Annotated in this window: 18 protein-coding genes and 5 pseudogenes; 11 read left to right on the forward strand and 12 right to left on the reverse strand. The window is 41.5% G+C overall.

Features of this window, described 5'->3' with window-relative positions; all coding sequences use genetic code 11:
* The first annotated feature begins 187 nt into the window (after positions 1–187).
* Positions 188–1,297 carry an AI-2E family transporter YdiK gene (gene ydiK, locus BM329_RS01880; RefSeq protein WP_092548083.1) on the forward strand — a complete coding sequence of 370 codons (1,110 nt, stop codon included), beginning with the start codon at positions 188–190 and terminating at the stop codon, positions 1,295–1,297.
* Positions 1,298–1,875: 578 nt separating this feature from the next.
* On the opposite strand, the pseudogene BM329_RS14325 reads toward ydiK, so the two are convergent.
* Positions 1,876–2,013, reverse strand: a pseudogene (locus BM329_RS14325) (putative PEP-binding protein); the annotation flags it as partial.
* Positions 2,014–2,166: 153 nt separating this feature from the next.
* On the opposite strand from BM329_RS14325, the gene BM329_RS01885 reads away from it, so the two are divergent.
* The 7 genes and pseudogenes from BM329_RS01885 to BM329_RS01915 form a co-directional block, all read left to right on the forward strand.
* Positions 2,167–3,213, forward strand: a complete 1,047-nt coding sequence (locus tag BM329_RS01885) for a 3-deoxy-7-phosphoheptulonate synthase (RefSeq protein WP_092548086.1) — start codon at positions 2,167–2,169, stop codon at positions 3,211–3,213.
* A 475-nt stretch (positions 3,214–3,688) separates the two neighbouring features.
* Positions 3,689–3,907, forward strand: a complete 219-nt coding sequence (locus BM329_RS01890) for a hypothetical protein (protein ID WP_177216161.1) — start codon at positions 3,689–3,691, stop codon at positions 3,905–3,907.
* A gap of 90 nt (positions 3,908–3,997) precedes the next feature.
* Positions 3,998–5,071: a hemin-degrading factor gene (locus tag BM329_RS01895; protein WP_092548089.1), complete on the forward strand. Its 1,074-nt coding sequence runs from the start codon at positions 3,998–4,000 to the stop codon at positions 5,069–5,071.
* Positions 5,068–5,886 (forward strand): heme/hemin ABC transporter substrate-binding protein, encoded by an 819-nt coding sequence (locus tag BM329_RS01900; protein WP_092548092.1) that lies wholly within the window; start codon positions 5,068–5,070, stop codon positions 5,884–5,886. The genes BM329_RS01895 and BM329_RS01900 overlap by 4 nt, the downstream gene beginning before the upstream one ends.
* Positions 5,883–6,884: a FecCD family ABC transporter permease gene (locus BM329_RS01905; RefSeq protein WP_092548095.1), complete on the forward strand. Its 1,002-nt coding sequence runs from the start codon at positions 5,883–5,885 to the stop codon at positions 6,882–6,884. Before BM329_RS01900 ends, BM329_RS01905 begins: the two co-directional genes overlap by 4 nt.
* Positions 6,884–7,678 carry a heme ABC transporter ATP-binding protein gene (locus BM329_RS01910; RefSeq protein WP_092548098.1) on the forward strand — a complete coding sequence of 265 codons (795 nt, stop codon included), beginning with the start codon at positions 6,884–6,886 and terminating at the stop codon, positions 7,676–7,678. The genes BM329_RS01905 and BM329_RS01910 overlap by 1 nt, the downstream gene beginning before the upstream one ends.
* A gap of 23 nt (positions 7,679–7,701) precedes the next feature.
* Positions 7,702–7,833 (forward strand): annotated as a pseudogene (locus tag BM329_RS01915) (AraC family transcriptional regulator); the annotation flags it as partial.
* A gap of 160 nt (positions 7,834–7,993) precedes the next feature.
* Here the strand turns inward: BM329_RS01915 and arnF are convergent.
* The 10 genes and pseudogenes from arnF to BM329_RS01965 form a co-directional block, all read right to left on the reverse strand.
* Positions 7,994–8,401 (reverse strand): 4-amino-4-deoxy-L-arabinose-phosphoundecaprenol flippase subunit ArnF, encoded by a 408-nt coding sequence (arnF, locus tag BM329_RS01920; RefSeq protein WP_092548101.1) that lies wholly within the window; start codon positions 8,399–8,401, stop codon positions 7,994–7,996.
* A complete protein-coding gene (arnE, locus tag BM329_RS01925; protein WP_092548104.1) occupies positions 8,398–8,748 on the reverse strand; it encodes a 4-amino-4-deoxy-L-arabinose-phosphoundecaprenol flippase subunit ArnE in 351 nt (116 codons plus the stop codon). The genes arnF and arnE overlap by 4 nt, the downstream gene beginning before the upstream one ends.
* On the reverse strand, positions 8,745–10,406 hold the full coding sequence (gene arnT, locus BM329_RS01930) for a lipid IV(A) 4-amino-4-deoxy-L-arabinosyltransferase (RefSeq protein WP_092548108.1): 1,662 nt from the start codon (positions 10,404–10,406) through the stop codon (positions 8,745–8,747). The genes arnE and arnT overlap by 4 nt, the downstream gene beginning before the upstream one ends.
* Positions 10,400–11,308 (reverse strand): 4-deoxy-4-formamido-L-arabinose-phosphoundecaprenol deformylase, encoded by a 909-nt coding sequence (arnD, locus tag BM329_RS01935; RefSeq protein WP_092548111.1) that lies wholly within the window; start codon positions 11,306–11,308, stop codon positions 10,400–10,402. Before arnD ends, arnT begins: the two co-directional genes overlap by 7 nt.
* Positions 11,308–13,332 carry a bifunctional UDP-4-amino-4-deoxy-L-arabinose formyltransferase/UDP-glucuronic acid oxidase ArnA gene (arnA, locus tag BM329_RS01940; protein WP_092548114.1) on the reverse strand — a complete coding sequence of 675 codons (2,025 nt, stop codon included), beginning with the start codon at positions 13,330–13,332 and terminating at the stop codon, positions 11,308–11,310. The genes arnD and arnA overlap by 1 nt, the downstream gene beginning before the upstream one ends.
* A complete protein-coding gene (arnC, locus tag BM329_RS01945; protein WP_092548117.1) occupies positions 13,332–14,309 on the reverse strand; it encodes an undecaprenyl-phosphate 4-deoxy-4-formamido-L-arabinose transferase in 978 nt (325 codons plus the stop codon). The genes arnA and arnC overlap by 1 nt, the downstream gene beginning before the upstream one ends.
* Before the next feature lie 86 nt (positions 14,310–14,395).
* Positions 14,396–14,623 (reverse strand): annotated as a pseudogene (locus tag BM329_RS01950) (DegT/DnrJ/EryC1/StrS family aminotransferase); the annotation flags it as partial.
* Positions 14,624–14,781: 158 nt separating this feature from the next.
* Positions 14,782–15,549 carry a vitamin B12 ABC transporter ATP-binding protein BtuD gene (gene btuD, locus BM329_RS01955; protein ID WP_092548120.1) on the reverse strand — a complete coding sequence of 256 codons (768 nt, stop codon included), beginning with the start codon at positions 15,547–15,549 and terminating at the stop codon, positions 14,782–14,784.
* Between the two features lie 74 nt (positions 15,550–15,623).
* Positions 15,624–16,622 carry a vitamin B12 ABC transporter permease BtuC gene (gene btuC / locus BM329_RS01960; protein ID WP_092548123.1) on the reverse strand — a complete coding sequence of 333 codons (999 nt, stop codon included), beginning with the start codon at positions 16,620–16,622 and terminating at the stop codon, positions 15,624–15,626.
* A gap of 172 nt (positions 16,623–16,794) precedes the next feature.
* Positions 16,795–17,204, reverse strand: a pseudogene (locus BM329_RS01965) (IS3 family transposase); the annotation flags it as partial.
* Between the two features lie 73 nt (positions 17,205–17,277).
* Here BM329_RS01965 and BM329_RS01970 point away from each other — a divergent pair.
* Both BM329_RS01970 and BM329_RS01975 read left to right on the forward strand, forming a co-directional pair.
* Positions 17,278–17,556: a damage-inducible protein J gene (locus BM329_RS01970; protein ID WP_092548129.1), complete on the forward strand. Its 279-nt coding sequence runs from the start codon at positions 17,278–17,280 to the stop codon at positions 17,554–17,556.
* A 1-nt stretch (position 17,557) separates the two neighbouring features.
* Complete coding sequence (locus BM329_RS01975) at positions 17,558–17,863, forward strand: type II toxin-antitoxin system RelE/ParE family toxin (RefSeq protein WP_092548133.1); 306 nt, start codon at positions 17,558–17,560, stop codon at positions 17,861–17,863.
* A gap of 602 nt (positions 17,864–18,465) precedes the next feature.
* Here the strand turns inward: BM329_RS01975 and BM329_RS01980 are convergent.
* A complete protein-coding gene (locus BM329_RS01980) occupies positions 18,466–19,371 on the reverse strand; it encodes a reverse transcriptase family protein (protein ID WP_245758987.1) in 906 nt (301 codons plus the stop codon).
* A gap of 97 nt (positions 19,372–19,468) precedes the next feature.
* On the opposite strand from BM329_RS01980, the pseudogene BM329_RS01985 reads away from it, so the two are divergent.
* Positions 19,469–19,758, forward strand: a pseudogene (locus BM329_RS01985) (IS1-like element transposase); the annotation flags it as partial.

The following is a 19,758-nucleotide window of genomic DNA, read 5'->3' on the forward strand; positions in this document are numbered from 1 at the left end:
AATTAGTATCCACATTGCTTTATTTATATACTATCTTGGGTAATGTTACTCAGACAGTTTGCTGAGTAGGGAAGCTTTTAACCATATCACAATATTTATCAGTTTTGAGCAATCGATTAAATAACGTTATATTCGGTTACCCTTGTTACTGCCAACAGTATTTTCAATCGCAACGAGAAATTATTTCATGGAAAAATCGCAAACCCACCAGGATTTACCCAAGCTGCTATTCGCACTATTTTTCATTTTATTGCTTATTACGACCAGTTTTTGGGTCTTAAGTCCCTTTATTCTGGGGTTTATTTGGGCAGGAATGGTCGTTATCGCAACTTGGCCACTATTAGAGAAATTACAACGACGACTATGGGGAAAACGTTGGATCGCGGTCTTTATCATGACTTTCCTCTTAGTCTTACTCTTTGTTTTACCTATCGCGTTACTTATTAGTAGTTTGGTAGAAAACAGCTCTCCATTGATTGCATGGGCAAAATCGCCCTCCGCTCTTGAACTGCCGCAATTAGAATGGCTGAACCGCCTGCCTGTCTTTGGCGATGATCTGTACCTGAAATGGCAGGAATTGATTGCCGATGGCAGCAACCAGCTACTCAACAAAATTCCTCCTTATATCGGTAAAGCAGCAACGTGGTTTTTTACTCAAGCGGCCAATGCAGGTCGTTTCCTTTTCCATTTGGCTCTGATGGTCATATTCAGTGTATTACTTTACTGGAAAGGTGAGCAGGTCATGCTGAGTATCCGCCACTTTGCCATCCGACTGGCAGACAAACGAGGGGATGCAGTTGTACTGCTGGCTGCGCAATCTATTCGTGCTGTGGCGCTTGGTGTGGTTGTTACCGCATTGGTACAGGCTATCGCTGGTGGAATTGGGTTGTCAGTTGCAGGTATCCCCTATCCAATGATTTTAACATTGCTGATGTTTGTATGTTGCGTTGCCCAATTAGGGCCTTTGCTTGTCTTGATACCATCTATTGCATGGCTTTATTGGACAGGAGAAACAACATGGGGAACGATTTTAGCTATCTGGAGCCTCATTTTGACTACAATGGACGGTGTTCTTCGTCCTTTTCTTATCCGTCTTGGCGCTGATTTGCCAATGGTTTTAATCCTAACTGGTGTAATCGGCGGTATACTTTCATTAGGTGTTATCGGCTTATTTATTGGTCCTGTCGTACTGGCCGTTTCTTTCCGCTTACTATTGGCATGGATAAATGAAGTTCCTAAACCTGAGAGAAAAATGTCAGATACCAAAACATATTTCACAGAAAAGAGCTTAAAATAATCAAATAAACGCGCGGGAATATTATTTTTCCGCGCGATTATAAAACAAGTTAATATACCTGTCGTCTTTCAAGATGCAGCTTTGTTGGCTGCGCTCACTCACCCCGGTCACATAGTTATCTATGCTCCAGGGGATTCGTTCCTTGCCGTCGCGCTGCATCTTGAAATCCAATGGGTATATATCAACCCAATTTCACCGAAAATATAAATTCATTTAAAAAAATAAAAACCATCAGAAAATTGTTGCAAAAAAGTTATTTTTCTAAATTTTCTTTTCCCTGATTCTATTTATTAAGAGGATTCTTAATGAATAAACTAATTTATTAAATTACTATTATTTACATCGAAACAAATATTTCCCAGTGAATTGTTATTTTAGCCTATAAACGCCATAGGCTAGGATAAACAAAGTATACATATATTGCTGTGTGTAGTCTTTGCCTGTCAGCCCATGATAGGCTTTTTTTTTGGTGAAATTTTTCAGCTTTTCTTATCATAATTAATCATTCATTCATAATTAACCATCCATGATAAAAAATATTATGTTATACGGAATATAAAAGCCTGCAAATATTTGAACTGACCACAAATACCGACATATTTCCCCTGACGTTTAGCCGCTTGGATTGCCATAGAAAATAATTGTTTCACGGCATTATTACGTTCGTCATTACGTTCGTCAAATAACTCAAAAATCACCCCAGAATCACGATTTAAAATAACTGAGTGGTTGACAATATTTGTTCACGACACTTTCTCGCACAAATATCATTATTGTCTGTTAAATTTGCTGGAGGCTGGAGGTTGAGTTATTGTGATCTCAGTCATCCCGGACAATGTTTTAATGTGAAGTAGAATTCGAGAAAGTATATGTACAAAACAGATGAGTTAAGAACCCACCGCATTGATAACCTGATAACACCTAAAGAGCTTACCAAGCAATATCCTATATCAGAAAAGACCCTGCAAAATGTGACATTGTCACGAAAGCGAATCGAATCAATTCTGACAGGCGATGATCGCCGATTATTAGTCATTATCGGCCCTTGCTCCATTCATGATATTGATGCAGCCATCGATTACGCTGCCCGCCTGCATACACTGCGCGAAAAATACCAGCACAGTCTGGAAATTGTCATGCGAACCTATTTCGAAAAACCGAGAACAGTTATTGGCTGGAAAGGTCTGATTTCAGATCCTATGTTAGACGGATCTTGTCAAGTCAATAAAGGTATTTCGCTTGCCCGTAAGTTATTAATTGATATCAATGATCTAGGTGTACCCACTGCCACAGAATTTCTGGATATGGTCACAGGCCAATATATTGCTGATTTAATTAGCTGGGGTGCCATTGGTGCCAGAACGACAGAAAGCCAGATTCACCGGGAAATGGCTTCAGCCCTGTCATGCCCAGTCGGGTTTAAAAACGGGACTGATGGCAATACGCTTATCGCCATTGATGCAATACGTGCTGCCCGAGCCAAGCATATGTTTCTCTCCCCGGATAAAAACGGTCAGATGACTATTTATCAAACCAACGGAAATCCCTATGGGCACATTATTATGCGTGGCGGGAAAAAACCGAATTACAGTGCTGAGGATATTGCAACAACCTGCCGAAAATTACGCGAATTTCACCTACCTGAGCGTTTAATTGTGGATTGCAGTCATGCTAACTGCCAAAAAATTCATCGTCGTCAGTTGGATATCGCAAGAAATATTAGTGAACAAATTCAATCTGGCTCAACATCCATTGCGGGTGTTATGGCTGAAAGCTTTTTGGCCGAAGGTGCACAAAAAGTCACTCAGGGAGAACCCTTAACCTACGGGCAATCTATTACTGATCCATGCCTTGGCTGGCAGGATACAGAACAATTTGTCAACATTCTTGCTGATGCTGTTGAAAATCGTTCCTGAATCCTTTCTTTATTCTGGCTCCTAATCGACTGTTGGAGCCAGTCACAAATCCAAATAAGTCATATAAAATCAAACGATTAATACTTAATTTCAGGTACAGGAAAAAATAACTTGAAGTTAGTCATTATTGAAACGATAATTATTCTCAATATTAGAATAATTACTGTTAAGACTTGGTATGGATAAATCAACGAATTATCGACTCGGCTACACTAATTTTCTACAACAGCAGTCCCTTCCTGAACTACCCTGCAATGCTGTAAAAGGCAGTTGTATAGATAGTCAGCAACTATTGGAAATATCGTATGTGATGAAAGTTGACTTTCAAAACAGATTTTTTCGCTATATCCAACCAAATCCAGCAAATTTATTCTGACATAATAAAAATTATAGCAAATTCACCTACTGAATATCAGCAAGGTGCTTAGCTCTTTGAGTTCATAAAAATGCTATTTAAGCATGGAGATTGACCTGCATGATCATCATTAAATCGCCAAGCCTGAAATTGCCTACATTAAGCGTAGTCATCTTAGCAAGTTTATCATCTGCTAATGCTGAAACGATGCATTCTGAAGCAACGCTTTCTAAAAAAGACAAATCATCTAAAGACACTTTAACTGTTTATACCACCGGTAATGTGCGTGATAGTTTTGAGGCATCAATGATTTTTATATCAGCTATCAGTGGTAAGTAGCCACAGACAGTGGTAAGTAGCCACAGAGCATGCTATTAATTCTAAAACGATATTTATTTTCAAACTCGGTTTTTTAAGGAGCTAATAACTGTGAATCAGTCACTTTATGAACGTTACCAACAAGCCAAAGAAGATAACAAAGCTAAATATGCACGTGATCTGGCAGCTTACCTGAATGTCAGCGAAGGAGAGCTATTGCATAGCCGTGTCGGTATCGATGCAAAACGTCTAAATGTTGATGCTCCTACCCTGCTTCAAGAACTGGCTACTGTTGGAGAAACCAAGGCGATTACCCGTAATGACTTTGCCGTTCATGAACATATTGGTCGTTACGAAAATACCAAATTCAGCCAACATGTTGGTTTGATCCTCAACCCACGTGAGCTTGATCTGCGTTTATTCTTCGATCACTGGAATAGTGTTTTCTCTTTAGTTGAACCCGCTAAGAACGGTATGCGTCACAGTATTCAATTCTTTGACCACCAGGGTGATGCATTGCATAAAGTTTATGCCACTAAAAATACAGATATGGCGGTATGGGACGCACTGATCGAAAAATATCAGACCAGTGAAAATCCAGCACTGGAGATCCAGCCGGAAGAAGCGCCTGAACACACAGAAATCACCGAACAATTGAGAGTACAGTTAGATGAAGAATGGCGTGCCATGACTGACGTTCATCAATTCTTCATTATGGTGAAACGCCATAACTTGAATCGCCAGCAAATTTTCAATGCAGTAAAAGATGATTTGGCATATCGTGTAGACAATTCAGCATTATCTCAACTTATTGAAATAGTGCATAAAGATCAGAACGAAATCATGGTCTTTGTCGGAAACCGTGGTTGTGTCCAGATTTTTACTGGTCAGCTGGAACGTTTGATGCCTTATCAGGAAGAAGATTCTGCTCAGAAATGGCTCAACATTTTCAACCACAATTTCACTCTGCATCTGATTGAAAGTGCCATCGCGGAAAGCTGGGTCACTCGCAAGCCAACCGATGATGGTTTTGTTACCAGTCTGGAATTGTTTGACGCGAACGGTAACCAAATCGCGCAATTGTACGGTCAGCGCACCGAAGGTACCCCTGAGCAGACTCAATGGCGTGAGCAAATTGCCGCTCTGCCTAAATTGCAACCAGAACAGGAAACTTGCATAGCATGAAAAAGTGGCTTCTAACATTTATGCTTGCCATCTCTTGTAATGCGTTCTCTGCTGAACGTATTGTGACAGTTGGTGGCGATGTGTCTGAAATTGTTTTTGCACTTGGCGAAGGACAGCATGTTGTTGCAAGGGATAGTACCAGCCTAAATCCCAAAGAATTACTCTCACTACCCGATGTAGGATACATGAGAATGCTTAATTCAGAAGGTATTTTAGCCATGAGCCCATCACTGGTGATTGCAAGTGAATCGGCTCAACCTTCTCTGACACTAAAGCAAATCGAAGATTCCGGTGTAAAAGTTATTAAAGTGACCAGCGAAACCTCGTTAGAAGCCGTACCTAAAAAAATCATGACCGTCGCGAAAGCGGTCAATCAGGAAAAACGTGGTGAAGAACTTGTTGCCCAGTATCGCCAACAATTGGCTGATATCACCACGTCAGAGATTCCCGCCAAAGTCATTTTTATCATGAGTCATGGTGGTGTTAAGCCGATGGCGGCAGGTCAACAGACTGCTGCGGATAAGATGATCCATGCCATTGGTGCGAAAAATGCTATGCAAGGTTTTCAGGGATACCGGCCTTTATCTCAAGAAGGTGTTATCGCCAGTAAACCCGATTTATTGTTGATCAGTACTGAAGGACTGAAAACTTTAGGTGGTCTGGATAAAGTTTGGCAACTTCCTGGGTTAAACTTCACACCCGCCGGCAAGAAAAAACAGATTATTGTTGTTGATGAAATGGGATTACTCGGATTTGGCTTACAAACTCCTGCTGTTATGAAACAAGTCCGTGAAGCAGCGGAGAAGGTTCAATGAGTCGTTCCCAATCCCCCACTATCGGCTTAATGATACTGAGTTTATTGTTATTTTTATTAGCAATTAGCTCCGCCAATATGGGGGCATTGCCGCTTTCCTTTAAAACTCTGTGGGAATCCTCTTTGGAGGACCCACAATGGCAGATTTGGCTAAATATTCGGTTACCAAGAATTTTATTGGCGATCATCGTTGGATGTGCACTTGCTGTATCAGGTGCTGTAATGCAAGGGTTGTTCCGCAATCCTTTGGCCGACCCCGGATTATTGGGGATCAGCAGTGGATCAGCACTGATGGTCGCCATGACTATCGTTTTTCCTTTTACCTTATCTGCCAGTATTGCATTATATAGCCACATTATTGCAGCCTTTGTGGGCAGTTTATTGGTTTCACTTCTGATATTTTCACTTAACAAATACAGTCACGGTAACCTGCCAAAACTACTGCTTGCTGGTATTGCCATTAATGCACTGTGTGCGTCATTTATTGGTGTATTGGGTTATATCAGTAATGATCAGCAGTTGCGTCAGTTTACCATTTGGATGATGGGTTCACTGAGCCAAATTGAATGGCCAACGCTGGCTATTGCTGCATCACTCATTATTCCCATTTGTATTCTGACATTCAGCCAGTCACGCAGACTCAATTTGCTACAACTGGGCGATGAGGAAGCGCACTATTTGGGTCTGAACGTCCAGCGCACTAAATATCAATTATTGCTGTTAAGTGCCTTATTGATTGGATGTGCAGTTGCTTTAACAGGCATTATTGGTTTTATCGGGTTGGTTATTCCTCACCTTGTCAGGCTCCGGTTTGGTGGCGATCATACTTGGTTGCTGCCAATGTCCGCTCTTGGCGGCGCATGCCTTTTATTAACAGCGGATACACTGGCCAGAACTTTAGTCTCTCCTGCTGAAATGCCAGTAGGGCTTATCACCGGTTTGATCGGGGCCCCCTATTTTTTATGGCTTATTCTTAAGCCATCAGGAGACCGTTTATAATGGAGCCGCTCGTGTCAGATGATTTGCTTGAAGCGCAAAATTTAAATTATTTCATCGGGCAGCGTCAAATAATCAAAGACGTTTCACTTTCCATTCGTCAAGGGGAAGTTGTTGCCATTATTGGCCCGAATGGAGCAGGAAAATCTACGCTGTTACGGCTTTTAACAGGTTTTATTCCCCCTAATTCAGGAAAATGCTTATTAAAAGGCATTCCGATTTCTCAATGGCCGATGAAGCAATTAGCTCGTACTCGTGCCGTAATGAGGCAATATAGCTCTCTTTCTTTCTCCTTTAGTGTGGAAGAGGTCATTGCGATGGGGCGTGTCCCCCATGAAAATACTCACAAGAAAGTCGCTATTAATGAAGCTATTACATTGACAGAATGCGAAGAGTTGCGAAACAGGAATTATCAGCAGCTATCTGGAGGGGAGCAACAACGAGTGCAACTGGCAAGGGTTTTAGCTCAACTCTGGCATCCAGAACCAACTGAATCGTGTCTGTTTTTAGATGAGCCTACCTCCGCACTGGATCTTTATCATCAGCAACATACATTACGGCTGGTTCATCGCCTGACACGCCAGGCTCCTCTTGCCGTCTGCTGTGTACTGCACGATTTAAATCTGGCAGCACTCTATGCCGACAAAATTTTCCTGTTGCACAAAGGGAAACTGGTCGCATCCGGTACCCCAAAAGATGTACTGTGCGATGATATTCTCAAACAATGGTATCAGGCAGATTTAGGTGTGACTCAACATCCTGAAACTCACCAACCACAGATTTATCTCAGGCAATAAAAATATCACTTATCTCCTTTACTCTTAAATATGGTTTTAGTTCTCAAGCAACATTTACCCGGATCTTTAAAAAATATTTTAATACTACTCCGGCTAAATTCAGGGAGAATGGACACCTACCTGAATTCAAAACATTCCTACAATGTGAAGAATAAATATTTATAATAAGTGCCGCCCCTTATGGTCAACCTTCCTTCCGTTGACCATTTTTTATACTCTGTCAAATCTTAAGCCACTTCAATTCGCGGATGATCCACTTATAGACTTGCTGTAATTCTACAGCCAAAGAGGGGGAGTACGATATTGCCTATTACGCTATAAATGGCGATCAGTGAGATGATTTTTCTCTGGTCGGCTGATTAACCAGACTCCCAGTAAGATAAAGATAATACCTGCTGTCTTTAATAATGAGACAGTTTCATCAAACCAGGGAAGTAAGGCAGCCATTATATAAACAAGTGCATAACTCAAGCTAATAACTGGATACGCTTTGTTCAATGGCAGATATTTCAAGGTAAAAAACCAACATAGCATAGATAATGCATAACCCGTCAACCCTGCCATGATCATCAGCAAAGGATTATGGTTTTGCCAAAGCCAGTCGACATCCAGCCAATGTACCGACAATGAAAACTCAGGCAAGCGTGCAACTCCCCACTTCAATAGCAATTGAGCGATAGTGATCAATAAGACGCTTGCCACAGCCCAAAGATAACCTTTCATTGCCCCAGACTCATCAATAAAATCCCTAACATTATCGCAAAAACACCGATCCAGTGTTTCAGCCCTACTTTTTCCCGATATATAAATTGCCCAATCAGGGTCACAATGACAAAATTAATACTTAACATGGGATATGCGATACTGAGCGGCAAAAATTGCAATAACCGCAACCAGAATATCATTCCTATTCCCAACAGAAGAATAGCACCAGATAACCATATCGCCACAGATACCCCTTTATAGGGGGTATCTTTTTTCTGCCAACAAACAACTGCCTGTTTTTGGCATAACTGCCCCGCACAAGTCAGCAGACTCACCAAAATTAATAGCGCCATATCGCGGCTCATAGCTGTTTCTTATAAATGACGAGTACAAAACGATGATTACTGCGCATAATATCTGGTGTCGGTAATTCAGGAAGTTTACCTTTTGACGATAACAGCAAGACGATTGATACCTGTCCTTGTTTACGTGCTGTTGCTAACCACTCAGGAAATTCTTTTTGTGTCACATATCGGTACTGGCTGTCTGGGTAAGAAAGACCATATCCCAATTCTCCCGGACGATCGAACATATAAATATCACTACGCTTTAATTCCCATGCAATCGCAGCTCCCACACCAACGGACTGCGACAGGATATATTTACTGTCTGCCAGCTCATGTTCATTTTGTTTAATGAAAGACTGAGGAAGTTTAGAATTAATTGTCTTAGCAGGTAATACACCGCCTATCGACAAACTGAGCACAACTGAACAAGCAGCGGCCCATAACCAATATTTACCATCACGAACAAAGCACAGATAGCCAATGATTCCCCAAAATCCAAAAGCAATGCTCCCCATAATCCATTTCAGCCACTCATTGGGCTGGTAAAGAGGAGGATTGACCAATGTTCCCATACCAAAGAGCGTTAAAATTGCAAGCAGCCCAAAGAAAATATTCACCAGACCGTTTATCTTCAGTGCCTTCATCTTGCCATTTTTGACACAATCAACACTATATTTCGCCATCATTACGGCCAGCGGGCCTATAAATGGTAAAACGTAAGTCGGCAATTTCCCTTTTGCAATACTGAAAAATATCAATGGAACAACAAACCAGCAAAACAAGAAAAACATTTCTGGGTGACTTTTTTTCTCTTTCCAGCTTTTGATCAAAGCACCGGGTAACAAACCTAACCACGGGATCACACCTAAAATCAGTATCGGCAAATAATACCAAATGGGGGCAATGTGCTGCGCTTTATCAGAAGCAAAACGCTGTATATGTTCTACCCAAAAGAAATAATGCCAATAATTTGGCTCACGCAAAGCAACCGCTATCACCCAAGGCAGGCTGATCAAAATAGCAAAAAACACGGCAACAGGCCCAAAACGAAACATTTCCAGAAAACGTTTCTGGTATATCGTTACCGGTATCATGGCAATCACGGGCAATGCCAATGCCAAAAAACCTTTTGTCATAAAAGCCATGCCACAAGTCAGCCCCAGCACAGACCAAGCCAAAATTCGCTCTCGGGTACTGCCGGCTTTAAGTGCCCAATAGCAACTTACAATCACCGCGGTGATCCATAAGGAAAACATGGGATCAAGAACACTGTAAGTTCCTATTGAAAGCACAATAAACATAGAAATATAGACCAAACTGGAAACAAACGCCGTCTGACGACATTGCCACATCATTATTGCCAATCGGTAAAGAAGAAATGCACTGATTAAAATACTAAATACGGAACCAAAGCGAACGGCGAAATTGTTATGACCAAAAATCCACTGGCTGATGTTGTTGATCCAATATCCGGCGACAGGTTTTTCAAAATAACGAATATCTAAAAAATAAGGTACAATCCAGTCCCCACGTTGCAACATTTCGCGGCTGATTTCAGCATATCGTGTTTCATCGGGTTGCCATAATAGACGGCTATCTAATGGTAATAGGTAAGTGAGGATAAAAAAAAGAGCCATCAGGATGGCTCCAGCCTTACTCGTCCGGGTATTCAACATATCTGTGTTATAACCTCTTGTTGGCAACCTAACCAGCCTTCACGACCAGGAAAACCTGAACGCTTGATTTTCCCAACGGGAAGCGTATCTCTATTCTCAGGTAATAAATGACTTAATTTACAAAATTGAATATTTTGCTGATGAAGCATATTCAGTAATGATTCAAACTGTGAAGACTTAGACATACCTTCCACTTCGGTATGAATAGTGTAAACAGGCACACCGCAATCACGTTTGATGGCTTCAAGAATAAAGCTATTGAAATCTGCATCACTGACCTGCGTTCCAACAACTTCATCATAAGTAGGCAATGTGACTGGGATTTGTACTGTACCCAAATTTCCATCGGGCAAGAGCGGCCTGAATGGATGCGTTCCACGGCAATCACTATTGTAATCAAAATCAAAGCGCTGTTTGATGGTCAATACACGTTCATCTGCCCGCCAGCCCGCAACGGCTGAACACGTCACGGCTCGTCCTATCGCTTTTTCCAGCGCATCAATCCCTAGTTGCACCTGCTCTGCCAGTTCTTCTTCTGACCAACGCCCTACTTTTGCCTGCCAGCCCTGATGATCCCACGAATGCAAACCCACTTCATGACCCGCATCCATTGTTTGTTTCATTAAATATCCCAAATCTTTTGCGATTTTCTTCCCCGGCCATGCTGTACCAGCCAGTAAAATATCCAGACCATAAAGGGATGCTGCATTCGACCTCAACATTTTCCAAAAAAATTTAGGCCGCAACAGGCGCCATAAATGGCGCCCCATGTTATCTGGCCCAACACTAAAGAAAAAGCTGGCTTGGATATGATGCGTCTGCAAAATATCAAGCAACCGTGGTACACCTTCCTTTGTGCCTTGATAAGTATCCACATCAATTCTTAAGCCAACTTGTTTCATCAGTTGCTTCCTGATTTTCCCTGATATCCAATTGCTTCCTGATTTTTCTCTTTTAGTTCTTCAACTGCTCCGCGCAGAAAGAAATCCAGTGTTTCATCAATAGTTTGTTTCATATCAACGCTCGGCTGCCAGCCCAACAGACGTTCTGCATTCTGGATACTGGGTTTACGGTGTTCGACATCCTGATAACCTTGGCCGTAATAGCTACTGCTTTCAATTTTCTTGAACCCAGAGAATGGAGGGAAGTATCCACGCAACTCGTGTTTTTCAAAGCTCTCCAGCAACATTTCAGCTAATTGGCGAATACTGGCTTCATTGGTTGGATTACCAATATTGATAATTTGGCTATCACACAAACCATCGCGGTTTTCGATGATTCTGAACAGAGCTTCAATGCCATCGTGGATATCCGTGAAACACCGTTTTTGTTCTCCACCATCCACCAGCTTAATCGGGGAGCCTTCTACCAAGTTCAAAATCAGTTGGGTTATCGCCCTTGAACTACCTATACGGGCTGAATTCAAGTTATCCAACCTTGGTCCCATCCAGTTAAAAGGACGAAATAAGGTGAATTTTAAACCTTCTTTTGCGCCGTATGCCCAAATAACCCGATCAAGTAATTGCTTAGAAACAGAGTAGATCCAGCGCTGCTTATTAATTGGCCCAACAATCAGACGCGAAGTATCTTCATCGAACTCTTCGTCGTCACACATGCCATAAACTTCAGACGTTGACGGGAAAATAATCCGCTTATTATATTTCACACAATAGCGAACAATTTTCAGGTTCTCTTCAAAATCCAGCTCAAAAACACGCAATGGGTTGCGGGTATACTCAATCGGAGTCGCAATTGCCACTAAGGGAAGAATGACATCACATTTCTTGATGTGGTATTCAATCCACTCAGTGTGGATACTGATATCGCCTTCAATGAAATGAAAATGCGGGTTGCCAATGAATCGTTCAATAGCGGAAGAACCAATATCCATCCCATAAATATCGTAGTTCCCATCTTCCAGCAGACGCTCAGTCAGATGGTTACCAATAAATCCATTGACACCCAAAATCAAAACACGTTTACGGCAACTAACTTGAGTTGTCGCTTTAGAGCCAACATGAACACCCGCCACAATGCCCATTTCAAGCGCTAATCGATTGCCTTGGACATAAAGACCTGATTCACTCTGTCCGCTAATGATTTCCAACGCACCATCACCACAAGCAATCACAAATGGCTCTGTAGAAATGACGGTTCCGGGACGTTTGCCATGAACCTGTTCAAGTGGCCGTGAACGCCAGATTGTAATTCTACGCTCACCCAAGAATGTAAATGCACCCGGATATGGCTCTGTTACTGCCCTAATTAAGTTGTTAATTTCTTTGGCTGATTTATGCCAGACTATTTCACCATCTTTGGCTGAACGACGACCAAAATAAGTAGCATGACCCTCATTTTGTGGAATTAATGGATAATGACCTCTTTTTATTTGGGGCAGGATGTTATCCAATAATTCAGCCGCCGCTTCACGTATTTTTCCATGTACATCCCGCGATGTTTCCGTTTCTCCAATTTGTACGGCCTTCTGTGCAACTATGTCGCCAGCATCTGGTTTCGCCAGCATTTTGTGCAGGGTTACCCCAGTTTCAGTCTCACCATTGAGTACTGCCCAGTTAACCGGGGCCCGACCACGGTATTTCGGCAATAAGGAGCCGTGCAGATTAAATGAGCCTTTCTCAGCTAGTGATAAAATCTCCTGACTGAGCATGTTGCGGTAGTAAAAAGAGAAAATGACATCCGGTTTCATTTCCCGAATACGCTCAACCCAAAGCAGGTGATTCACATTTTCTGGTGCAAATACAGGTAATCCAAAATCTGCACCAATATGCGCAACAGAGGAGAAAAAATGATTTTCATTCGGATCGTCTGTATGTGTAAATATAGCCTGAATATTAAAACCTGCTTTTACTAGTGCGTTAAGTCCGACACAACCAATATCATGATAGGCAAAGATAACTGCTTTCATTAGCTTTTTTCCTGATTGTCTTTGGCCTTTTTAACTCCGACCACTTTTTGAATAAAATAACGCGGACGGGCACGCACGTCGTTATATATCCGGCCAATGTATTCACCGAGTAATCCCATTGCGACGAACTGCGCACCAATAAACATGAAAAGAATAGCAAACAGAGTAAACACACCTTCGGCAGCCCACATTGAGCCAAAAATAAGGCGCAAGGTAATTAACAGTACCGCCAACAGAAAACCAGTTACCGCAATAATGCTTCCTACTACACTTAATAACCGCAATGGTGCAGTTGTTAAGCAGGTAAGAAGGTCATACATGAGGTTTATCAGTTTCATAAAACTGTACTTGGAATCCCCAAATTCACGTTCTGCATGGGTTACGTCGATCTCTGTCGTCTTACGAGCAAACGTGTTAGCCAGAATGGGAATAAATGTGCTGCGCTCATGACATTGCAACATCGCACGGATAATATGACGACGATAGGCTCTCAGCATGCAACCGTAATCTCCCATAGAACGCCCTGTCACCCTGGTTATCATCGCATTAATGATTTTGGATGCACTTTTACGGAACCAAGAATCCTGACGATTGGCCCGACGAGTTCCGACAACGTCATATCCCTCTTCTGCCGTTTTAACTAAGCGAGGGATCTCTTCTGGAGGATTTTGTAAATCAGCATCCAATGTAATAATTAGATCGCCATCAGACTGATGAAATCCCGCCATAATTGCCGAATGTTGCCCATAGTTGCGATTAAGCAAAATGGCAATCACATGATTTTCAGGAATTTCAGCCGCCTGAGTCAAAATATCAGCAGAACTGTCACGACTACCATCATCTATCAAGATTAATTCATATTCTTGCTCAAGTTTTTGACATGCAGCAATCGTTCTTTCCAGTAATTGAGGCAAGCTTTCTTCTTCGTTATAAACAGGAATAACGACCGAAACTTTTTTAATTTTCTCAAATGTCACTTATTTATGCTCCGAAAGGATTTCAATTATCGCATTCACAACACGATCGACATCATCATTGCTCATATCAGGGAAAAGCGGCAATGAACTTCATCACCCGGCCCTATACCTAATGCCAGCAAAACCAAATGTATTCCCGCAGTAGCGGAACATAAAGTAACCGCATGTTTGCATCCAAACATGCGAGAAAAATCTTGCTCTAATTGATGGTTTTGCGGGCCTGTTGTAATCCAACCAGAATGTAAAACTTTCTCAATAGCTGCTATCTCTTCACTGCCAATCGCAGGACGGGAAAATAGCAAAAAATTGTCCATAACCACTTTATGCCTTGTATTGTCTAATTTGTTTTATAATTGGACAATCCTAGATGATGCTTGTTTAACAAAACATCAACAGACAGATAAGTTATGACCAACCAAGACACCTAAAGTAGATAAAAAGCAATCAATTATGGTGATCTAATTTATAAAAATTACATATGGCTGACCTTCCATAATTTATAGCTGCTATTTCTGATATGTCTAATATTTACCTCAAAAATTTCTGATAAATTTCGTTCGGTCATAACATTCTGCGGCATACCAGATACCAATAACTCGCCATAAGAGAGTAACCATACTCCGCTAGCCTGTTCGTAAGTGTGGTTAAGATCATGACTACTCAATATTACCGATCCACCCAATGAGCAAAACTCTTTGATTAACTTATCCAAAATGGCTTGCTGGGTAATATCAAGATTATTCGTTGGTTCATCAAGCAGAAGTAGTTTCCCATTGGGATTCAACTCCGGCCATACTTGCAAAAAAGTTCCCGCCAATCTGACTCTCTGCCATTCTCCCCCTGATAATTGTCCGGCTGGAGAAGAAAGTAACGGAAGAAGTTTCAATTGCTGGCAAAGCCCATATAGTACTTTTTCGCTTTGAGCCAATGGGACTGATTCAGGGCGGAACATATCCAGATACTGAAAAACGGGCATAATGGGAGTAGATGCTGATTGTGAAAACCAAGCCCGATATTTTGCCAGTTCGTGTTGTCGGTAATCCCTCAAATTCCGATCAATTAAATGAATGTTGCCACTATAGGATAAAACCCCCGCAATAGCTGAAAGCAGAGTGCTCTTTCCTGAGCCATTTAATCCAACCAAATGAATTTGTTCTCCGGCCATAACAGATGCAGACAGTGAACTCAGTCTGTTATCAACAGTCACATTATTTAGTACCACAATCGGCTGTACAGACACGTTATTATCCTCACCTTGTACGCCTCATATCTTGGTTTTCATTAGCTGGCACAGCACATACTTGTGTCTGTTTTTTAATAATGGCGCGTTCTTAATAAAAGCCATATAAAAATTGGTGCCCCTAACGTTACAGTAACAACACCTATCGGTACTTCCGCGTGAGATAATGTCAGGCGGGAGAATAAATCAGCCAGCAATAAACCACTCCCTCCCGCCAACGCACTGGCCGGAAGCAAGGCTTTATAATCTGTCAGGCCGATCAATCTTAAAATATGAGGGATCACTAAACCGATAAAACTTATCGCTCCGGCAAGGGCAACACTCAATCCAACTAATAATCCAACCACTGCAACAAATAAATTACGCCACTTATGATGAGATATCCCCAGCTGCCTGGCCTGTAACTCTCCAAGTGATAAATAATTCAAAATATTACCTTTGCTGCTTAACCATAAAATGGCGGGAAGCAATGCAATAACCAACCATTTTTGATGCCAGTCAATACCACTAAAACTACCCATCATCCAATACATTAGCTGCCGGAGGTCTAAACTAGTGCTGAAATAGACCATCCATGTCATCATGGCTCCAAATATTACGCCAAAGGCAACTCCAATCAATAACAGACGCGCATTAGTTACTTGGTGTCTTCTGGCAAATTCCAACAGAATGGCAGTCATGAAAAGTGCGCCAAATACCGCACCTATGCTCAATATCCATAATGGTGCCATACCATGAAAAGCAAGGATTAAACAGACCACCACAACACCAGCACCATTGCTTATTCCAAGCAATCCTGGCTCTGCCAGTGGATTTTCAAACAAAGCCTGCATGATTGCCCCTGATACGCCCAAACTTGCACCAACGACCATCACCGCAACCGCTCTGGGTAATCTCAATTGCCAAATAAATAATTGAGCAGAATCTGATAACCATTGATCAGGCCAGAACCAGATTTCCCCTGCGCATAATGACAAAATGAATAGAATGGTGAGCAAAAAAGATAAAATAGCAACTATTTTATAGTTACGCTTTCTTTGGGATGTGATCAGCTCATAAACAGAAGGGTGCATGGTGATATGAGACCATTTAGGGAACAGGAGAAAACATCCTATCATATAATAGGGTATGAGAATCGAGTAGGAGACGGGATCACTCCCGTCGTCCCCTCACACCACCGTACGTACGGTTCCGTATACGGCGGTTCATGTTAACGCTGGAACTGCCGATGCTGTTCCATCAGTGATAATAGGCCTGTCGTGTGATACCCAGATAACGGCAACATTGAGCCACATGGAAGCCGATTACTTTTTTCGCCTGAATGACTTGCCTCGTGGCTTTTTTACGACAGTCACTCCATAATCCCGTTTTAACACCTCTACTACCGCCTCAAAAAATTCAGCTTTCTTTTCCATTTCAGTCAGTTGCTGTTCAAGTTCTTTTATTCGTTGCTCAGGTATAAGTGATGAAGATGAGGTCATGGCGGCTCCTTGAGGAGGTAAAGGGGTACACCCCAGGCTACAATCTAACTGACCATGCTTCCTAAGCCAAACTAAAACGGTTGAACGCCCCTGAATACCGTACCGACTTTGGGCTTGTTTGTAAGTCATCTCGCCTTTTTCAACTTGCTCAACAACGGTCAATTTAAAGGCCAGTGAATAATTGTCGTGCTAATATGACAACACAAATGACAACATTTTTTCAGAAGAGCGAGCTGAGGGGGAATAAATGGAGACGATTCATTTTCGTATTGATGAAGAAACCAAGCGCCTGGCCATGCAAGCGGCTAAACGCCATCAGACAGATCTAACAAAGTTAATGAGACAAAAAGCTGAAGAATTGGCGAACGAAGAACGTGAGTATCAGAAAAATACCCATGTCCACTGGTTAGAAACGGAAATTGAGAAAGCGATTGATCGGTGTGAAAACGGTTCAGCGCATTTTATTGATGATGCTGAAAGTCATCGCCGGATGGCTCTGCTGCGTAATAAGCTGAGTAGGGGATAAAGTGATAACGATTTCATGGGAAGAAACTGCACAAACTGACCGGGAGCAAATTTATCTCTACTTCTTTGAGCAAGCTGGGTTGCTGCTGGCTGATGAAATAGACGCAAAATTTGTGGAAATGGCTGGGCTTCTGACAGTAACCCCCTATGCAGGTGTCAAGGCTCGGAACAGTCCAGATGAGCGATATAGAAAACTGGTTGTCCCGCATTTTCCTTTTGTTATGCTCTATCGTTATGATGAGGAGATAGAAAATATCAAGATCCTCAGAATATTGCACACCGCCAGAAAAATCACCGGGCTTTTTTAAACAAAAATTTCCGCACGTTCCGCATCCAGTCAATATATTGATTGCTTAAAATAAAAGTCCTCGACTCAGGAGGGCTTTTTTCTGTCGCCACTTCATCGCCATTTTGTCGCCACTTTTTATTTTGGTGGGCTGTAAATTATGTTGGATAATATTTATTCAATAAGAATGATTTTTTATTCAACAGAAATTTTTTCAAAAATAGGAAAAATCAGGCTTTAGAAGGGGATAAAAAGCAGGGTAAATGATAGTGGATAAAAAAACAGTGCTGCCAATGTGCTGCCAATGTGCTGCCAATTGTGAATTTTTGTGCAATCTGAAACCAAGAAAAAAGCCACCCGAAGGTGGCTCTTTTTATTCCCTAACTCGCTGTTTTACCAGTCAGTTTTTATTTGGTGCCAGGGCGGGACTAGTAAATTATCTTAGTTAATTGAATTAGTTGAATTTATTTTTACTTATTGATTTTATGCCCCTTTTTGTACCCCTTATTTGTTTGACCTTATCTATTTGAACTTAAAGTGATTTTTTAGAGCAACACAAAACCGTACCCACATAATATAGCTTCTGTATATAGGAATAACTTAAGTTTCTACTTAATCTTATTTCTATTTTTGAGTATTAGCTTTAATAGTTTTGGCTCTATCTTTGAACATAGGATCGATAGAACTTAGCGCATACAGTCTACCTAATAGGGTGTGCGTTACTGGCATATTAATAGCATTAGGCATATCTTTTATAGATTTCCAACACGTAATGTCTGAGACTAGCTTCATTCGCTGTTCATTACGTACGGATACCATTTCACCCTTGATTACAATACCTGTTACAAGCTTCGGTTTATTGCCACTATACAGTTTTGTTTTGGTCGAGTGCATTTGGTGTCCATGCCTTTCAATAACTTGACGAATTATGGACTTGAAAAGTGAATTTACCTGAGCTCCGGAAAAAGTCAAATCATCGACATATAAAGTCATTGTTACATCATGCTTAATGGCTAACTGTTCGAGCTCACTAAACATTCTACAGTTAGCCCAATAAGCGAGCGGCATACTGATGCGACTACCAGTTGGAAGATGACTGTGAATTGTACAAATACAACTTAATATGTCTGCAACATCTGATGAACATTCCATAACGGTGTAGAAAAACGAAAAAACCATGCTTTTTTTTGTTGATGGGAAAAAAGAACAAACATCAGTTGTCATAAGTGGAAAATTGTTACAGTGAACATGGGCATTGCTTACATTTGAATGCTGTTTCTTTCCAGAGTGTAAAAAGTTCGGTGTAGCAATTCGGCAAATTAGACTGGCTATCCGCGTATGAACTACATCTAACTCGCCTACTGGATGCTGTATTTTACGTACCTTACCTTTCTTCCCTTTTTTCTCAAACTCGTTGTAATTTTCCGTATCGTTCATCATACGAAACAAGGTTTGCATATCAACTTTGAGTAGACTCGCTAGCTTTTTTTTTTGACTTAAGTTTATAGAAAGGAGAATCCTGTAAAGCATAGGATTTTTTTCTGGTAACTATTTTAAGCTTTGATTTTTTGGTCGTGACATCAATCTATTGAATCATGTATAGTCTGTCTATTTGGAGAACATTCAAATGGCAAAGATTGATGTGACTTGCCCCTCTTGTTCTGCCGTGAAAGGGATCCATCGCAATGGGCGTTCGCGTTCTGGTCACCAACGTTATCTTTGCCAATCCTGCCGTTACTCCTGGCAACTGGAGTTCACTTATGCCGCTTGTCGTCCCGGTACCCATAAACAAATCGTCGATATGGCTATGAATGGGATGGGGTGTCGGGCAACAGCACGAGTGATGGGGATCGGCCTGAATACCGTACTTCGGCATTTAAAAAACTCAAACCCAAATCGGTAACAGAAGCGATAAAA

Source organism: Xenorhabdus koppenhoeferi (assembly GCF_900116635.1).
Lineage (GTDB): Bacteria > Pseudomonadota > Gammaproteobacteria > Enterobacterales > Enterobacteriaceae > Xenorhabdus > Xenorhabdus koppenhoeferi.